The sequence below is a fragment of the Mycobacterium sp. 852002-51971_SCH5477799-a genome (assembly GCF_001667145.1).
Lineage (GTDB): Bacteria > Actinomycetota > Actinomycetes > Mycobacteriales > Mycobacteriaceae > Mycobacterium.
In genome coordinates, this window is record NZ_LZIF01000074.1 from 17,901 (window position 1) to 35,948 (window position 18,048).

Below are 18,048 nucleotides of genomic sequence, written 5' to 3' on the forward strand. Positions count from 1 at the left end.
CTGCCAGCGCGGAAGCCAATTACGCGAACGTTAATTCAGTTGTACGCGTGCACAATTGCGGTTTGCTGGCGCGGCTTGCAGCCTCGGCGTGTACGTTAGAGGTGACTCGCCCCCCATACCGGCGCTGCAATCGCGGCCTTCGACCGCAAGCGAAGCCCCGGTCGAGGCACTGGGCACGGATAGGGAAGCCGGGCGGTTGCGCAGAAGTCATGCAGCGCAGGGGAGTTGATGCGACGGACAAGCTTTGTATGAAGCGCTGAGCTGACACTTACTCGGCGCAAGGGGCATCTGCACGATGGGTCGGGCTATGAAGTTTTTCACGTCGTTCCGGGCGCGGCAAAATCGGCCTGCATACGGCCGGAGAGCGAACTACGACAGATTTTGTTTGGCGTCGCGGCGGTGTGGTAGTAGTACAGTGATCGATTACGCGAAAAATCAAGCAGCGCCGAATATTTGACACGTGCGCACCACCTAACCCTTGGAGTGTTTCATGGGCGATGCCGACCGTGTCTTTCCGCTGACGCGGGGCCAGTTGGCCATTTGGCTTGCGCAGCAAACCAGTCACTTCGACGCAGAGTGGCAGCTGGGCGTGCTGGTGCGGATAGAGGGCATCTTAGACCGTGCTCTCCTGGAGCGCGCGATTCGGCACGTGGTGGGCGAAGCCGAAACGCTTAGGGCGACTTTTTTCCAGGTGGGGGGCGAAGTCCTCCAACAGGCAATCGACGACCCGGACGTCGAGCTCACCTATTACGACCTACGTGGCTCGCAGGATCCCGTGCATGAAGCCCGCGAGAGGGCGTCGTCAATCCAACAAACAACGCTGCCGCTCACCGGCCCACTGTTCAAGTTTGCGTTGTTCCAGACCGGAACTGACGAATACTACTGGCTGGGATGCTTTCACCACATAGTCATCGACGGCTTAGGCATTTCACTAATAGGCCGCCGGATTGCGGCGGTGTATTCCGCACTAGCATCGGGCGCGGTCGTTTCTCCTGCCTTCTTTGGAACGTTGCACGAACTGGTTGGCGACGAGCTCCGATACGAAGAGTCCGCCGACTATAGGGATGATCAAGAATATTGGGCCGCGACCCTCCCTTCGGGGGACGACCCCGATTACCGGTTGCCCCAAGTGGCTTCCGACCGCAATTCGTATTTGCCTTCCGCGCCTGTGCAATTGGATCCGGCCGTGGTGGCGCAAATCAAGACGTTGTCCAAAGCGTTGGGCATCCGTCGATCGTCGGTCCTGACCGCGGCATGTGCACTGTTGGTGCACGGGTTCTGTGCCAACGGTTCGGAAGAGGTGGTGCTCGACTTCCCGGTCAGCAGGCGCGTGCGCCCAGAATCAAAGCTGCTGCCGGGAATGGTGGCTGGGGTCGTACCACTCGTGTTGAAGACATCGCCGCAATCGTCGGTCACCGAGTTCTGTAAGCATGTCGATTCTCGAATCCGGGAAACGTTGCGGCACCAGCGTTTTCCGGTGCAGGTTCTGGACGGCGAAGGCAACTCCCGAGACCCGCGACAAGCGGCGAATCGTGTGGTGATCAACCACATTCTGGCCAGGCTCAACCTGAGCTTCGCAGATACTCCTGGAACAGCGGAATACACCACGTTTGGGCCGGTTGGTAATTTCGGATTCTTCTTCCTCGGATTCGGCGATCAGCATCTGCTCAGCACCCTCGGCGCCGGGCACCCATTCTCGAATTTCGACGTTTCGGATTTAGCAAACCGGTTGCAACGAATCCTGGCCGCGATGGCGGAGTTGCCGAGCCGGCGGTTGGTGTCGCTGGATGTGTTAGCTGTCGCCGAGGAGCCCTGCCTGAAACGGTGGGGCAACGGTGTGCTGGTGACCGAGCCGTCCCCGACGGCGGTGTCGGTTCCGGAATTGTTCGGTGCGCAGGTGGCCCGTGCTCCGGAGGCGGTCGCGCTGGTATGCGGTGAGCGTTCCTGGACTTATCGCGAGTTGGATGAGGCCGCAAATCGGGTGGCGCATTTGTTGGCCGGGTATGGGATTGGCCCCGGCGAGTGCGTGGCGTTGTTACTGCCGCGTTCGGCAGAGGCGATCGTGGCGATTTTGGCGGTGCTGAAGACCGGAGCCGGCTATCTGCCCGTTGACCCGGCGGTGCCGGCGGCGCGGTTGGAGTTCATGCTTGGCGACGCGGAGCCGGTTGCGGCAGTGACCACCGCCGGGCTGGCCGAGCGGCTGGACGGCCAGCACCTGAGGGTCATCGACATCAACGACCCCAACATCCTCGATTACCCGTCGACGGGCTTGCCGGGGCCGGCCCCCGACGACATCGCCCACATCATCTACACCTCGGGAACCACCGGCGTGCCCAAAGGGGTGGCGATCACCCAGCAGAACGTCGCTCAACTCCTCGACTCGTTGAGCGCGGGCCTGCCGCCGAAACAGGTTTGGACACAGTGTCATTCGTATGCGTTCGACTTTTCGGTGTGGGAAATCTGGGGCGCGCTGCTGCATGGGGGGCGGCTGGTGGTGGTGCCCGAAGACGTGGCGGGCTCGCCGGAGGATTTTCATGCCTTGCTGGTCGGTCAAGGCGTCAGTGTGTTGACCCAGACGCCGTCGGCGGTGGGGATGCTCGCACCCGAAGGCTTGGAGTCGACGGCGTTGCTGGTGGGCGGTGAGCCGTGCCCGGCCGAGGTGGTTGATCGGTGGGCGCCGGGCCGGATGATGGTCAACGCCTACGGTCCGACCGAGACCACGGTGTATGCCGCGATGAGTGCGCCGCTGGCGGCGGGCTCGGGGACACCGCCGATCGGTGCGGCGGTATCGGGGGCGGCTCTGTTTGTCCTGGATGGTTGGTTGCGTCCGGTGCCGGCGGGGGTGGTCGGTGAGTTGTATGTGGCGGGTCGAGGCGTTGCCTACGGGTATGTGCGGCGGGCGGGATTGACCGGATCGCGGTTCGTGGCGTGTCCGTTCGGTAAAGCGGGGACGCGGATGTACCGCACCGGCGACCTGGTGTCATGGGGTCCCGATGGGCAGCTGCGGTACGTGGGGCGTGCTGATGATCAGGTCAAGATCCGCGGATACCGCATCGAACTGGCCGAAGTTCAGGCGGCGCTGGCTGGGATGGACGGCGTGCAGCAGGCCGTGGTGCTCGCGCGCGAGGACCGCCCCGGCGACAAGCGCCTGGTTGGTTACGTCACCGGCCCTGTGGACCCGGCAGAGGTCCGAGCCGTGCTGACCGAGCGGCTTCCTGGGCACATGGTCCCCGCGGCGGTGGTGGCGCTGGACGTCTTGCCGTTGACCCCCAACGGCAAGCTCGACACCCGCGCGCTTCCGGCGCCGAGCTACCAGGACGTCGACCATTACCGCGCCCCGGGCAACGCCGTCGAGGAGATCCTGACCGATATCTACGGCGAGGTTCTGGGGCTGGAGGGCGTCGGCGTCGACGACTCGTTCTTCGAGCTGGGCGGCGACAGCATTCTGTCGATGCAGGTGGTGGCGCGAGCCCGTGCCGCTGGCCTACTGTGCCGCCCCCGTGACATTTTCGTCGAGCAGACCGTGGCACGGCTTGCCCTGGTGGCCGGCGTGGCCGACGGCGAGGCCGGCCCGATCGATGAGGGCACCGGGCCGCTGGTAGCCACCCCGATCATGCGCTGGCTACAGGACGTGGACGCCCCGATAGAGCAGTTCAACCAGACGGTCGTCGTGCTCGCACCCGCCGGCGCGACCGATGCGGACGTCGTCGTGCTGCTGCAGGCCTTGCTGGATCGGCACCCCATGCTGCGCCTCCGGGTGGACGACGACGGCGCCGGGGGCTGGTCGCTGCAGGTGCCCGAAGCGGGTTCGACCGATGCCGGCGCATGTCTGTCGTCGGTGCACGCGCTCTCCGATGAGGCGTTGAAAACAGCGCGGTCACAGTTGAATCCGGCGGCCGGCGTGATGCTCAGCGCGCTATGGGTCGGCTCCACTGGCCAGCTGGTGGTGATCATTCATCATCTGGCCGTCGACGGGGTTTCGTGGCGGATCTTGCTGGAGGACCTCAACATCGCTTGGGCTCAGCACCGCGCCGGGCAGCCGGTAGACCTGCCGGTGACCGGAACGTCCTTCGTCAGTTGGGCGTCGCTGCTGGCCCAAAAAGCGCGAACCCCCGAGATCGCCGGACTGGCCGCGGCGTGGCGGCGGCCGGCGGCAATCCCGGCCGCACTGCCCGCGGTGCAGCCCGGACTGGACACCTACGCCACGGCTGGGCATCTGTCGCTGGACTTGGATGCCGAGACGACCCGGATGCTGCTCGGCGAGGTGCCCGCGGCATTCCATTCCGGGGTGCACGAGATCCTGCTGATCGCGTTCGGGCTGGCGGCGGCGGAGTTTCTGGGCACCGGCGCCGCATCGATCGGCATCGACGTCGAGGGCCATGGACGTCACGAGGAGCTCGCCGCAAACGTGGACTTGTCACGCACAGTCGGATGGTTCACCACCAAGTACCCCGTGTCGTTGGGGGTCGGCGGCTTGCGCTGGAGTCAGGTGATCGCCGGCGATGCGGCCTTGGGGGCGGTAGTCAAGGACGCAAAGGAACAGTTGCGCGCCCTGCCGCACGGGCTGACCTACGGCCTGCTCCGGTACTTGAATCCCGACGTCGAGCTGGGCGGGTCGGACCCGGCGATCGGCTTCAACTATCTGGGCCGTTTTGGCGCCCCGGCGGGCGATCGGTCCGGTGATGGTTGGCGGTTCGGTCAGGAAGGCTGGTCGCTGACCGGTGCGGCCGGGGCGATGCCCATGCCGCTGGCGCACACCGTGGAACTCAACGCCGGCACCGTCGACGCCGACACCGGCCCGTATCTGCACGCCGACTGGACGTGGGCGCCCTCGGCCCTTGATGGCGCGGCGGTTAATCGCTTGAGCCAGTTGTGGTTTGACGCTCTGGCCGGTATCTGCGCGCACGTGCGGGCCGGTGGGGGCGGGCTGACACCGTCCGACATCGCGCCCGCGCGCCTCAGCCAGCAGCAGATCGACGAGCTGTGCCGGCAAGAGCGGATCGCCGACATACTGCCGCTGACCCCCTTGCAACAGGGGCTGCTGTTTCACGCCAGCACGGCGCAGGGCGGCGACGACGAGATGTACGCGCTGCAGCTTGATTTCACTGTCAGCGGCGCCCTCGACCCCGACCGGCTGCGCGACGCGGTGCACGTGGTGGTCAACCGGCATCCCCATTTGGTGGCGCGGTTCTGCACGCAGTTCGACGAGCCGGTGCAAGTCATCCCGGCCGATCCCGCGGCGCAGTGGCGGTTTGTCGATCTTCGTGCCGCCGGCGGTGACGTCGACGCGGATACCTTCATCCAGGACATATCCGCCAACGAGCGCGACGCGGTTTGCGACCTAGCCGGTGGGCCCGTCTTCCGGGCCGCCCTGATTCGCATTGCGGAGCGCCGGCACCGGTTTGTGCTGACGTTTCATCACATCCTGGTGGATGGCTGGTCGCTACCGATCTTGCTGCGCGAGATATTCGCCAGCTACTACGAGCAGCCGCTGCCCGCGACGGTCTCCTATCGCACCTTCCTCATCTGGCTGGCCGATCGCGACCTCGACGCCGCCCGCGCGGCCTGGCGTGATGCGTTGGCCGGCTTCGACACCCCCACGCTCGTCGGCCCTCAGGATCGGTTGGGACAGGGGCGGCGGGGCTTCGCGTCGTCCAGCGTGCCCGAGCCGACCACGCAGGCCCTCAAGGAGCTGGCGCGCTCCTGCCACGCCACCGTCAGCACCGTGCTGCAGGGCGCCTGGGCGCTGCTCCTCACCTCACTGACCGGCCAACACGACGTCGCCTTCGGCACCCCGCGGTCACGGGCGGGCCAGTCCGAAGTGCCCGGCGCGGAGTCGATGGTCGGGCTGCTGATCAACACCGTGCCGGTACGGGTGAGGATCACGGCGACGACTACCACGGCAGACCTACTGGCCCAGCTGCAAAGCACCCACAACGATCTGCTCGAGCACCAGCATCTGGCGCTGATCGACATCCATCGCGTCACGGGCCATGAACAGCTTTTCGACACGCTCTTCGTGTACGAGAACTACCCGATCGACACCATCGTGCCGTCCGACGCCGATGCGGACGCGTTGGCCATCACGGAGTTCACCAATCTCGAATACAACCACTACCCCTTGACGATGGAAGCCCTGCCGGGGCGCGAGATAGACCTGCGGGTCGAGTACGACACCGAGGTCTTCGACGCGGCCGGGATCGAGGCCCTCATCGAGCGGCTGCAGCGGGTGCTGGTCGCGATGACCGCAGATCCCACGCGGCCGCTGTCGACGGTGAATCTGCTCGATCGTGGTGAGCAGGAGCTGGTGTTGTCTCGGTGGTCCGGCGCACAGGTCGCGGCACCGGTCGGGATGGCCCCGGAGTTGTTGGCCGCGGCGATGAGCGCAGACCCGGATGCGGTGGCGGCGCTGGACGGTGGCCGGACTATCTCGTATCGCGAGCTCGATCAATGGTCGACGCGACTGGCGCGTGTGCTGATCGAAGCCGGCGTCGGTCCGGAGCGCGCGGTGGGCGTGGCGATGGGTCGCTGTCTGGAACTGGTAGTCGCGTGGTGGGCGGTGGTCAAGGCCGGCGGTGTCTATGTGCCGGTGGACCGGGCCCATCCGGTCGAGCGCATCACCACGCTGTTGGACACGGTCTCCGCCGTATGCGTATTGACCTGTGGCGCCGACACCGTAGCCGGGTCTGGGGCGCGCCCCGTGCTGCGCGTCGACGCCCTCGACGTGTCCGGGCGTAGCGCGGATCCGATCACCGACGCCGATCGGCTGGCGGCGCTCGGGGCGGAGGACACCGCCTTCGTGATCTTCACCTCGGGGTCCACCGGCGCCCCCAAGGGTGTGGCGGTCAGCCACGCCGGTCTGTTGGGTTGGGCTGCGGCGCAACACAATCTATTCGGGCTGGACGCAGGCGCGCGCGTGCTGATGGTGGCCACGCCGACCTTCGATGCGTCGGTGGGCGAATTGCTGTTGGCCGTCGCGTCGAGGGCGACGCTGGTGGTAGCGCCGCCGCAGGTGTATGCCGGCGATGCGTTGACCACCCTGCTCCAGGAGCAGCGGGTCAACGCGGCGATCCTGACTCCGACGGTGCTGTGGTCGCTGGATCGCGACCGCCTGGGCGAGTTGGGCACGCTGGTCGCCGTCGGTGAGGCCTGCCCACCGGAAGTGGTGTCCGCGTGGGCGCCGGGCCGGCAGATGTTCAATGGCTACGGTCCGAGCGAGACCACCATCTGGGTCACGTGTGCGCCACTGTCGGCGGGGCAGCCGGTCACCATCGGGGCGCCGATCCCCGGGGTGCGGGCGCTGGTGCTCAACGCGTTTCTGAATCCGACGCCCGTCGGTGTGCTGGGGGAGCTGTACCTGAGCGGCCCCGCGCTGGCGCACGGCTATGTGGGCCGGGTGGAGCTGACCGCGGAACGGTTCGTGGCCAACCCCTATGGCGAGCCCGGGTCGCGGCTGTACCGCACCGGCGACCTGGTGCGGTGGACCGCCGCCGGGACCCTGGAATACCTCGGCCGCGCCGACGCCCAGATCAAATTGCGCGGCCAGCGCATCGAATTGGGTGAAATCGAGAACACCTTGCTGGCGTGCCCACAGGTGGCCCAGGCCGCCGCCACCGTGCACCACAGCGACATCGGCGACCACCTCGTCGGCTACGTCACCCTGAAACACACCGCCACCTCCGACGGCGACGTCGAGATCGTCGAAGAGTGGCAACAGCTCTACGACGAGCTCTACGGTGCCGAGGTCGAAGTGCCGGACTTCGGCATGGACTTCCGGGGCTGGAACAGCAGCCTCACCGGTGAACCGATTCCGCTCGAGGAGATGATCGAGTGGCGCTCGGCCACGGTGGACCGGATCAACGCCCTGCGGCCACGGCGGGTGCTGGAGATCGGCGTGGGCTCCGGGCTGTTGCTGTCACAGATCGTCCCGCAGTGCGAAGAGTATGTCGCCACCGACATGTCGGCCGTCGTCATCGACAACCTGGGCCGTTCGCTGGAGCGGTTGCAGACCTCGTGGCGTGATCGGGTGCGACTGCTGACGCAGCCCGCACACGTCACCGAGACGCTTCCGCAGGGCCACTTCGACACGATCATCGTCAACTCGGTCGTCCAGTACTTCCCCAATGCGGGATATCTGACCGAGGTCATCGACAACGCCATCGAACTACTGGCCCCGGGCGGCGCGCTGTTCCTCGGCGATGTTCGCAACCACAGCCTGCAGGGCGCGTTCCAAACCGCCGTCGCGTTGGCGCGTGCCGACGCCACCGACGCCGCCGAGATCCGCCGGCGTGTCAAGCATGCCGTGCTCGCCGAACCCGAATTGCTCCTGGCGCCAGAGTATTTCACCACCTTTGCCGCCGACCACCCGGCGGTGGGCGGCCTCGAGATCCAAGTCAAACGCGGCCTCGCCGACAACGAACTCAACCGCTACCGCTACGACGTCGTCATCCACAAGGCCCCCGCATCGGTGCGCTCACTCGCCGCGGCGCCCAGCTGGGCGTGGACGGAATGCGGCGGATTGGACGGGCTGCGGACGCGACTGCTCGCCGAGTGCCCCGCCGCGGTGCGAATCACCGAAATTCCCCGCACCGGAGTGATCAGCGACGTCCGCATCGAGCGCGGTCTGGCCGCGGGGTTGCCGTTGGCCGACGCTCTCGCCCAAGCCATGCCCGATGCGGCCACTGCCGAACATCTGCATCGTCTCGGTGAGGACTCCGGATACCACGCGGCCGTCACGTGGGGTGCCCAACCCGGAACGCTGGACGCCGTTTTCGTCGTTCCCGTCGACGGTGAGCGCACCCCGGCGTTGACAGACCTCTATTTGCCTCGGGCGGCCCAGCGCGGCACCCACAACGAACCCCACACGAACACCAAAATCAGCGCGATCCGTCAACGGTTGAGCGCCTGGCTGCCCGAATACATGGTGCCGACGCACATCGTGGTGCTCGAGGAGTTCCCGTTGACGTCGTCGGGAAAGCTCGACCGCCGATCACTTCCGGCACCCGAATATCAGGATGCCGATCTTTACGACGCCCCGACCGAGATGGTCGAGGAGATACTGGCGGGCATCTACGCCCAGGTCCTCGGGCTCGAGCGGGTGGGGATCGCAGAGTCGTTCTTCGACCTGGGCGGCGATTCGCTGTCGGCGATGCGTTTGATCGCGGCGATCAACACCAGCCTGGGTGCCGATCTTTCGGTGCGCACCCTGTTCGAGGCGCCCACCGTCGGCCAATTGGCACCCCATATCGGTGGGGATGCGAATCGCTTGGAGCCGCTGGTGGCGGCCGAGCGGCCCGAGGTGGTGCCGTTGTCATTCGCCCAGAACAGGTTGTGGTTCATCGACCAGTTCCAGGGGCCGTCGCCGGTCTACAACATGACGATGGCGTTGCGGCTGACCGGATGGCTGGATGCCGACGCGCTGGGTGCGGCGCTGGCCGATGTGGTGGCCCGCCACGAAAGCCTGCGGACGTTGTTCGTGACGGCCGAGGGCACGCCCGCACAGGTGCTGCTCCCCGTCGAGCAAGCAGACTTCGGGTGGGAGGTCGTCGACGCCGCCGGGTGGCCGGAAGGGCGGCTGAGCGAGGCGATGCAAGCCGTGGCTCGTCACCCGTTTGACCTGGCGAACGAGACCCCGTTACAAGCCCGGCTGTTCCGCATCAGCAATTCCGAACACGTGCTGGCGGCCGCGGTGCACCACATCGCCGCCGACGGCTGGTCGATCACCCCGCTGGTGCGTGACCTGGGTATGGCGTATGCCAGCCGGTGCGCTGGGCAGACTCCCGGTTGGCCGCCGTTGGCAGTGCAGTATGCCGACTACACGCTGTGGCAGCGGCGTCAGCTAGGCGACCTGGACGACGGCGACAGCCCCATCGCCGCGCAGTTGGCCTACTGGCAGGACGCGCTCGCGGGGATGCCGGAACGCCTCGAGCTGCCCACCGATCGGCCCTACCCGATGGTGGCCGATCAGCGCGGCGCCCAGGTGAAGGTGGACTGGCCGGCCGAATTGCAGCAACAGGTTCACCGGATGGCCCGCCAACACAGCGCCACCAGCTTCATGGTGGTCCAGGCCGCTTTTGCCGCACTGCTGTCCAAGATCAGCGGCAGCAGCGATGTGGCGGTGGGATTCCCCATCGCCGGTCGGCGCGACCCCGCGCTCGATGACCTGGTGGGCTTCTTCGTCAACACCCTGGTGCTGCGCGTAGATCTGGCCGGAAACCCCACGGTGGCCGAGCTGCTGGCGCAGGTACGACGGCGCAGCCTGGCCGCCTACGAGCACCAGGACGTGCCCTTCGAGCTGCTCGTCGAGCGGCTCAACCCGACCCGCAGCCTGACCCACCACCCGTTGGTGCAGGTGCTGTTGGGCTGGCAGAACTTCGCCTGGCAGGACAGTAACGCCGCCGGATTGACGCTGGGTGATCTGGAGGTCACCCCGGTGCCGGTGGACACCCAGACCGCCCGCATGGACCTCACCTTCTCGTTGGCCGAACGTTGGGACGACGAAGGCGCGCCCGACGGAATCGGCGGGGTAGTGGAATTCCGCACCGACGTGTTCGACGCGGCCAGCGTCGAGGCCCTCATCGAGCGATTCCGGATGGTGTTGACGGCGATGACCGCCGATCCCGGACGGTCGCTGTCGTCGGTGGATGTGGTCACCGAGGCCGAGCACGCCCGGTTCGATCGCTGGGGCAACCGGGCGGTGCTGAGCCGGCCCGGGCGCAAAGCGTCGATTCCGGCGTTGTTCGCCGAGCAGGTGGGGCGCGCGCCGGACACCGTGGCGTTGGTGTGCGGTGAGCAGTCCTGGACCTACCGGCAGCTAGACGAGGCCGGAAACCGCTTGGCGCACTTGCTGATTGACCGCGGTGTGGGTCCGGGACAGTCGGTGCTCCTGCTCTTTCCTCGGTCGGCCGAGGCGATCGTCGCGATTTTGGCGGTGCTCAAAACCGGGGCCGCCTATCTTCCGATCGACCCCGCGCTGCCGACCGCGCGCATCGAGTTCATGGTTGGCGACGCCGCCCCGGTCGCCGCGATCACCACCGGTGGTTTGGCCGGGCGGCTCAGCGGGTTCGACCTGACGGTCATCGATGTCGACGACCGCGCTGTCGACGATCAGCCCTGCACCGCGCCGCCGGCACCCCATCCCGACGAGACCGCCCACATCATCTACACCTCCGGCACTACCGGAGTGCCCAAGGGTGTCGCGGTCGCTCAGCACAACGTTGCTCAGTTGTTCGACGGGCTGGACATCGGTGTGGATCTGGGCGCCCCGGGGCAGGTGTGGACACAGTTCCACTCCTATGCCTTCGACTTCTCCGTCTGGGAGATCTGGGGTGCGCTCCTCAACGGTGGCCGCCTGGTTGTGGTGCCCGACGTGGTGGCGCGCTCCGCCGAGGAGTTCCATGCGTTACTGGTCGGCGAGCAGGTCAGCGTCCTTACCCAGACTCCGTCGGCGGTGGCGATGCTGTCACCGGAGGGCTTGGCGTCGACGGCGTTGGTCATCGGTGCCGAGCCGTGCCCGCCCGAGCTGGTGGATCGGTGGGCGCCCGGGCGGGTGATGGTCAACGTCTACGGCCCGACCGAGACGACGATGTGGTTGTCCAAGAGCACGCCGCTGCGGGCGGGCTCGGGGGCCCCTCCGATCGGCTCGCCGGTGGCGGGTGCTGCGTTTTTCGTGCTGGACGCGTGGTTGCGGCCGGTGGCGGGCGGGGTGGTCGGCGAGCTGTACCTGGCGGGCCGTGGCGTCGGATTCGGGTATTGGCGCCGGGCCGATCTGACCGCGACGCGCTTTGTGGCGTGCCCGTTCGGCGGCGGGGGAACCCGCATGTACCGCACCGGTGACTTGGTGTGCTGGGGCGCCGACGGGCAGCTGCGGTATTTCGGGCGCGTTGACGAGCAGGTCAAGATTCGCGGGTATCGCATCGAACTCGGGGAAGTGCGCTCGGCTTTGGCCGCGCTGGACGGGGTGGAACAGGCGGCGGTGATCGCGCGCGAGGATCGCCCCGGTGACAAGCGCCTGGTGGGTTACGTGACGGGCAGCGCCGATCCGACCGTGGCGCGCAGCGTGCTGGGCGAGCGACTGCCGGCCTACATGGTGCCGGCGGCGGTGGTGGTGCTCGAGGCGCTGCCGATAACCCCCAACGGCAAACTGGACACCCGCGCCCTGCCGGCCCCCGACTACACCGCGGGCGGATACCGCGCCCCCGGTGACGCGGTCGAAGAGATCCTGGCCGGCATCTACGCGCAAGTCCTCGGATTCGAGCGCGTCGGGGTCGACGACTCGTTCTTCGACCTGGGCGGTGACTCGCTGTCCGCGATGCGGGTCATCTCCGCGGTCAACGCCAGCCTGGACGCCGGCCTTCCGGTCCGTACCTTGTTTGAGGCGCCGACGATCGCCCAGCTGGCACCGCGAATCGGTGGGGAAGCGGGCAGGGTTGCGCCATTGGTCGCGCATGCGCGACCGGCGGTGGTGCCGTTGTCATTCGGCCAGAGTCGCCTGTGGTTCCTCGACCAGTTCCAGGGGCCCTCACCGATGTTCAACATCGCCGCGGCGCTGCGGCTGGACGGCGAGCTTGACGCCGCCGCACTGGGTGTGGCGCTCGCCGATGTGGTGGGCCGCCACGAAAGCCTGCGCACGCTGTTCCCGGCGGTCGAGGGCGTGCCGCAACAGGTCGTCGTTCCCATCGAACGGGCGGACTTCGGCTGGCAGGTCATTGACGCCCGCGGGTGGCCGGACGGCCAGCTGGTCGAGGCCATCGATGCCGTGACACGTCACCGGTTTGATCTCGGCGCCCAAATCCCCATGCACGCATGCCTTTTCAAGGTCGCCGATGACGAACACGTGCTGGTGGCCGTCGTGCACCACATCGCCGCCGACGGCTGGTCGCTGACGCCGCTGGTGCGCGATCTGGCGGTGGCCTACGCCAGCCGGTGCGCGGGGCGAGCCCCGGGATGGGTGCCGTTGGCGGTGCAGTATGCCGACTACACGCTCTGGCAACGCGAGCAGCTTGGCGCCCTGGACGACAGCGGCAGCCGCATCGCCGCGCAGCTGGACTACTGGCAGGATGCGCTGGCCGGCATGCCCGAGCGTCTGGACCTGCCCACCGATCGGCCCTACCCGCCGGTGGCTGACCAGCGCGGCGCCAGTGTGGCGGTGCGGTGGCCGGCGGAGCTGCAGCACCGGCTGGAAAGTGTCGCTCGCGAGCACAACGCGACCAGTTTCATGGTGGTGCAAGCCGCCCTGGCGGTGCTGCTGTCCAAGATCAGCGCCAGCAGTGACGTGGCCGTGGGCTTCCCGATCGCCGGGCGACCCGATCCCGCCCTGGACGAGCTGGTGGGCTTCTTCGTCAACACCTTGGTGCTTCGTGTCGATGTGGCCGGCGACCCAAGCTTTGCCGACCTGCTGTCACAGATTCGGCGGCGCAGCCTAGCCGCCTACGAGCATCAAGACGTGCCCTTCGAGGTGCTGGTGGAGCGGCTCAACCCCACCCGGAACATGACGCACCATCCGCTGATCCAGGTGATGCTGGCCTGGCAGAACCTGCCGGGTGTCAGCGCTGACCCGGCCGCTGGGTTGGCTTTGGACGATCTGCGGGTGACGCCGCTGCCGGTGAACAGCCAAACGGCCCGCATGGATCTGGAGTTTTCGCTGGCCGAACACTGGACCGAGAGCGGTGAGCCCGCCGGAATCGGCGGAACGGTGGAGTTTCGGACCGACGTCTTCGATGCGGACAGCATCGTTGCGTTGGTCGGGCGGTTGGAGCGCGTGTTGACGGCGATGACCGTCGACCCGTCGCGGCGGTTGTCCTCGGTGGATCTGCTCGACGAGCGCGAGCGCGCGTGGCTTGACGAGCGCGCCAACCGTGCGGCATTGACGCAGTCGGCGACCGGGGCGGTCTCGATTCCGGTGCTGTTCGAGGCGCAGGTGATGCGCGCGCCGGACGCGGTGGCGATGAGTTGCGGTGGGGCGACGTGGAGCTACCGCGCGCTCGACGCAGCCGCTAACCGGTTGGCGCATTTGCTGGTTGGTCAGGGTGTAGGTCCCGGCGGGTACGTGGCGCTGCTGGTGGAGCGTTCGGCCGATGCGGTCGTGGCGATCTTGGCGGTCCTCAAGACGGGAGCGGCTTATCTGCCGATCGACTCGGGGTTGCCGGCCACGCGGATCGGATTCATGCTCGGCGATGCCAAGCCGGTGGCCGCCATCACCACGGCGGACCTGCGGTCAAGGCTGGACGGCCATGACCTACCGATCGTGGACCTCCAGGATGCCGCTGCTGACGAACAGCCCAGCACCGCCCTGCCCGCGCCGGGGGCCGCCGATGTCGCGTATCTGATTTACACCTCCGGCACCACCGGCGTCCCCAAGGGCGTCGCGGTCACCCACCGCGGCGTGACCGAACTGTTGGGATCGTTGCACGCCGGCCTGCCGCCGGCGGGAGTGTGGGCGCACAGTCACTCGCTAGCCTTCGACGTTTCGGTGTGGGAGATCTTCGGCGCGCTGTTGCGCGGTGGGCGACTGGTGGTGGTGCCCGAGTCGGTGGCGCGTGCACCGGAAGCGTTGCACGACATGCTGGTCGGCGAGGGGGTCAGCGTGTTGACCGAGACGCCGTCGGCAATATCCGTGTTGTCACCGCAGGGGTTGGAGTCGGCGGCCCTGGTGGTGGCCGGCGAGGCCTGCCCGCCCGAGGTGGTGGAACGGTGGGCGCCGGGGCGGGTGATGGTGAACGCCTATGGGCCGACCGAGACCACGATGTGCGTGGCGATCAGCGCGCCGCTGGCACCCGGATCCGCGACCGTGCCGATCGGTTCGCCAGTGCCGGGAGCGGCGCTGTTCGTGCTGGACGGTTGGCTGCGACCGGTGCCGCCCGGGGTGGTCGGGGAGCTGTATGTGGCCGGTGCCGGGGTAGGGGCCGGCTATCTGGGCCGTTCGGGGTTGACGGCCTCGCGATTTGTGGCGTGTCCGTTCGGGGGCGTGGGAACCCGGATGTACCGCACCGGCGATCTGGTGTGCTGGGGCGCCGACGGACAGTTGCGGTATGTGGGGCGTGCCGACGCGCAGGTCAAGATCCGCGGGTATCGCATCGAGGTCGGTGAAATTCAGGCGGCATTGGCCGCACTCGACGGGGTGCAGCAGGCCGTCGTCATCGCCCGCGAGGACCGCCCCGGCAACAAACGATTGGTGGGTTACGTCACCGGGACCGCCGATCCGGTCCAGGCGCGCGCGGCGCTGGCCGAGCGGCTTCCGGCCTACATGGTGCCGACCGCGGTACTCGCACTGGAGGCGCTGCCGCTGACACCCAACGGCAAGCTCGACACCCGCGCCCTGCCGGCTCCGGAGTACACCGCCGGTGAGTATCGGGCGCCGGAAAGCCCCACCCAGGAGATCCTTGCCGGAATCTACGCCCAAATCCTCGAGCTCGAACACGTCAGCATCGACGACTCCTTCTTCGACCTGGGCGGAGATTCGCTGTCCGCGATGCGGGTCATCGCCGCGGTCAACGCCAGCCTGGACGCCGGGCTCGGGGTTCGCGCCTTGTTCGAGGCGCCCACGGTGGCCCAGTTGGCGGCCCGTATCGGTACCGATGGAGGCGGGCTGGAGCCGCTGGTTCCAATTGAGCGGCCCCCGGTCGTGCCGTTGTCGTTCGCCCAAAACCGGATGTGGTTCCTCGATCAGCTGCAGGGCCCGTCACCGATCTACAACATGCCAGCGGCGTTACGCCTGAGCGGGCGGTTGGACCCCGAGGCATTGGGCGCGGCACTGGTCGATGTCGTCCGTCGCCACGAGAGCCTGCGCACGCTGTTCCCGGCGCCGGAGGGGATTCCGCAACAACTGGTGATGGCGCCCGAGCGGGCCGAAATCGGATGGCAGGTCATCGACGCGAGCGCCTGGCCGGCCTGCCGACTGGACGAGGCCGTCAGCGAGACAGCGCTACAGCCGTTTGATCTGGCTAGCGACGTCCCCTTCCGGGCGCGGTTGTTCCGGGTCGCCCCCGACGAGCACCTGATGGTGATCGTGGCGCATCACATCGCCGCCGATGGCTGGTCGATGACCCCACTGACGCGCGACCTGGGTATGGCCTACGCCAGCCGGTGTGCGGGGCAGGCCCCGGGGTGGACGCCGCTGGCCGCCCAGTATGTCGACTACACGCTATGGCAGCGAGCCCAATTCGGTGACCTCGAAGACGGTGACAGCCGTATCGCGGCGCAGCTGGCCTACTGGGAGGACGCACTGGCCGGGATGCCCGAGCGCCTGCAGCTGCCTACCGATCGGCCGTATCCGCTGGTCGCTGATCAGCGCGGCGCCAGCGTGATCGTGGAGTGGCCGGTCGAGCTGCAGCGACGGGTGCGTCAGCTGGCCGGGGAGCACAACACGACCAGCTTCATGGTGGTACAGGCCGCGCTGGCGGTGTTGCTGTCGAAAATCACCGCCAGCCCCGACGTCACGGTGGGGTTCGCAGCCGCCGGTCGCGGCGATCCCGCCCTGGACGACTTGGTCGGCTTTTTCATCAACACCTTGATCCTGCGAGTGCAGCTCGGCGGGGATCCCACCGCCGCGGAGATCCTGGCCCAGGTTCGGGCACGCAGTCTGGAAGCGTTCGAGAACCAGCACGTGCCTTTTGAAGTGCTGGTCGAGCGGCTCAACCCGACCCGGAACCTGAGCCATCATCCGCTGGTCCAGGTGGTGTTGGCCTGGCAGAACCTGCCCGGCTACGAGAATGCCGCCGACGGTTTGGTGTTGGGCGATCTGCAGGTTGCGCCGTTGCCGGTGGACACCCAGGCCGCCCGCATGGACCTGACCTTTTCACTGGCCGAGCGCTTCTGCGAGGATGGAGCGCCCGCGGGGCTCGGCGGGGCCGTGGAATTCCGCACCGACGTCTTCGACGCTGACACCATCGAGGCGTTGGTCCGCCGGCTGGAGCGGGTGTTGGTGGCGATCACCGACGATCCCGCCCGGCCGCTGTCGTCGATCGATCTGCTCGATGACTTGGAGCGCGGGTGGCTTGACGAGATCGGTAACCGGGCCGCGCTGACCGAGCCAGGGACCGCGCCGGTGTCCATGGCGGCGGCGTTCGCCGCTCAGGTGGCCCGCACGCCGGATGCCTTGGCACTGGTATCCGACAGCTTGTCCCTCACCTACCGGGAGCTCGACGAGGCGGCGAATCGGTTGGCGCACCTGCTGGCCGGCCATGGCGCGCGCCCCGGTGAGTGCGTGACGCTGCTGTTCTCCCGATCGGCCGAGGCGATCGTGGCGATGCTGGCCGTGCTCAAGACGGGAGCGGCGTATCTGCCGATCGACCCGGGGGCGCCAGCGGCACGGATCGAGTTCACCCTCGGCGACGCCCGGCCGATCGCCGCGGTCACCACCGCCGATCGGGTCGGGCGGCTGGAGGGCCATGGCTTCGTGGTGTTCGACGTTGACGACCCCGCTGTGGCTTCCCAGCCGAGCACCGGGCTGCCGATGCCAGCCCCGGAGGTGATCGCTTACCTCATCTACACGTCCGGCACCACCGGCGTCCCCAAGGGAGTCGCGGTCACCCAGGCCAGCATGGCCCAGATGATGGCGTCGCTGGATGCGTTCACCCCAGCGGAGCAGGCATTTGCGCAGTGTCACTCCTACGCGTTCGATTTCTCCCTCTGGGAGATCTGGGTGCCTTTGCTGGGCGGCGGGCGGGTAGTGATCGTGCCCGAGTCGGTGGCCGGCTCGCCCGAGGATCTGCACGCCCTGCTGGTTGCTCAGCAGGTCGGCGTGCTCGCCCAAACCCCGTCGGCGGTGGCCATGCTGTCACCGGATGGGTTGGAGTCGGTGGCGTTGGTGGTGGCCGGCGAGGCTTGCCCGGCCGAGGTGGTGGACCGGTGGGCGGCCGGCCAGGTGATGCTCAACGCCTACGGCCCCACCGAAACGACGATGTGTGCATCGGTCAGCGCTCCGTTGACCGAGGGGTCGGGGACGCCGCCGATTGGGTCGCCGGTGTCGGGTGCGGCGTTGTTCGTGCTCGATGGGTCGTTGCGTCGGGTGCCCGTCGGTGTGGTCGGCGAGTTGTATGTGGCCGGCGA

1 protein-coding gene is annotated in these 18,048 nt (G+C 67.6%); it reads left to right on the forward strand.

Annotation, left to right across the window (positions count from 1 at the left end; translation table 11 throughout):
* Window positions 1-490 precede the first annotated feature (490 nt).
* Window positions 491-18,048 (forward strand): non-ribosomal peptide synthetase (locus A5753_RS07975; protein WP_156656012.1); only part of this gene is annotated, 17,558 nt, incomplete at its 3' end.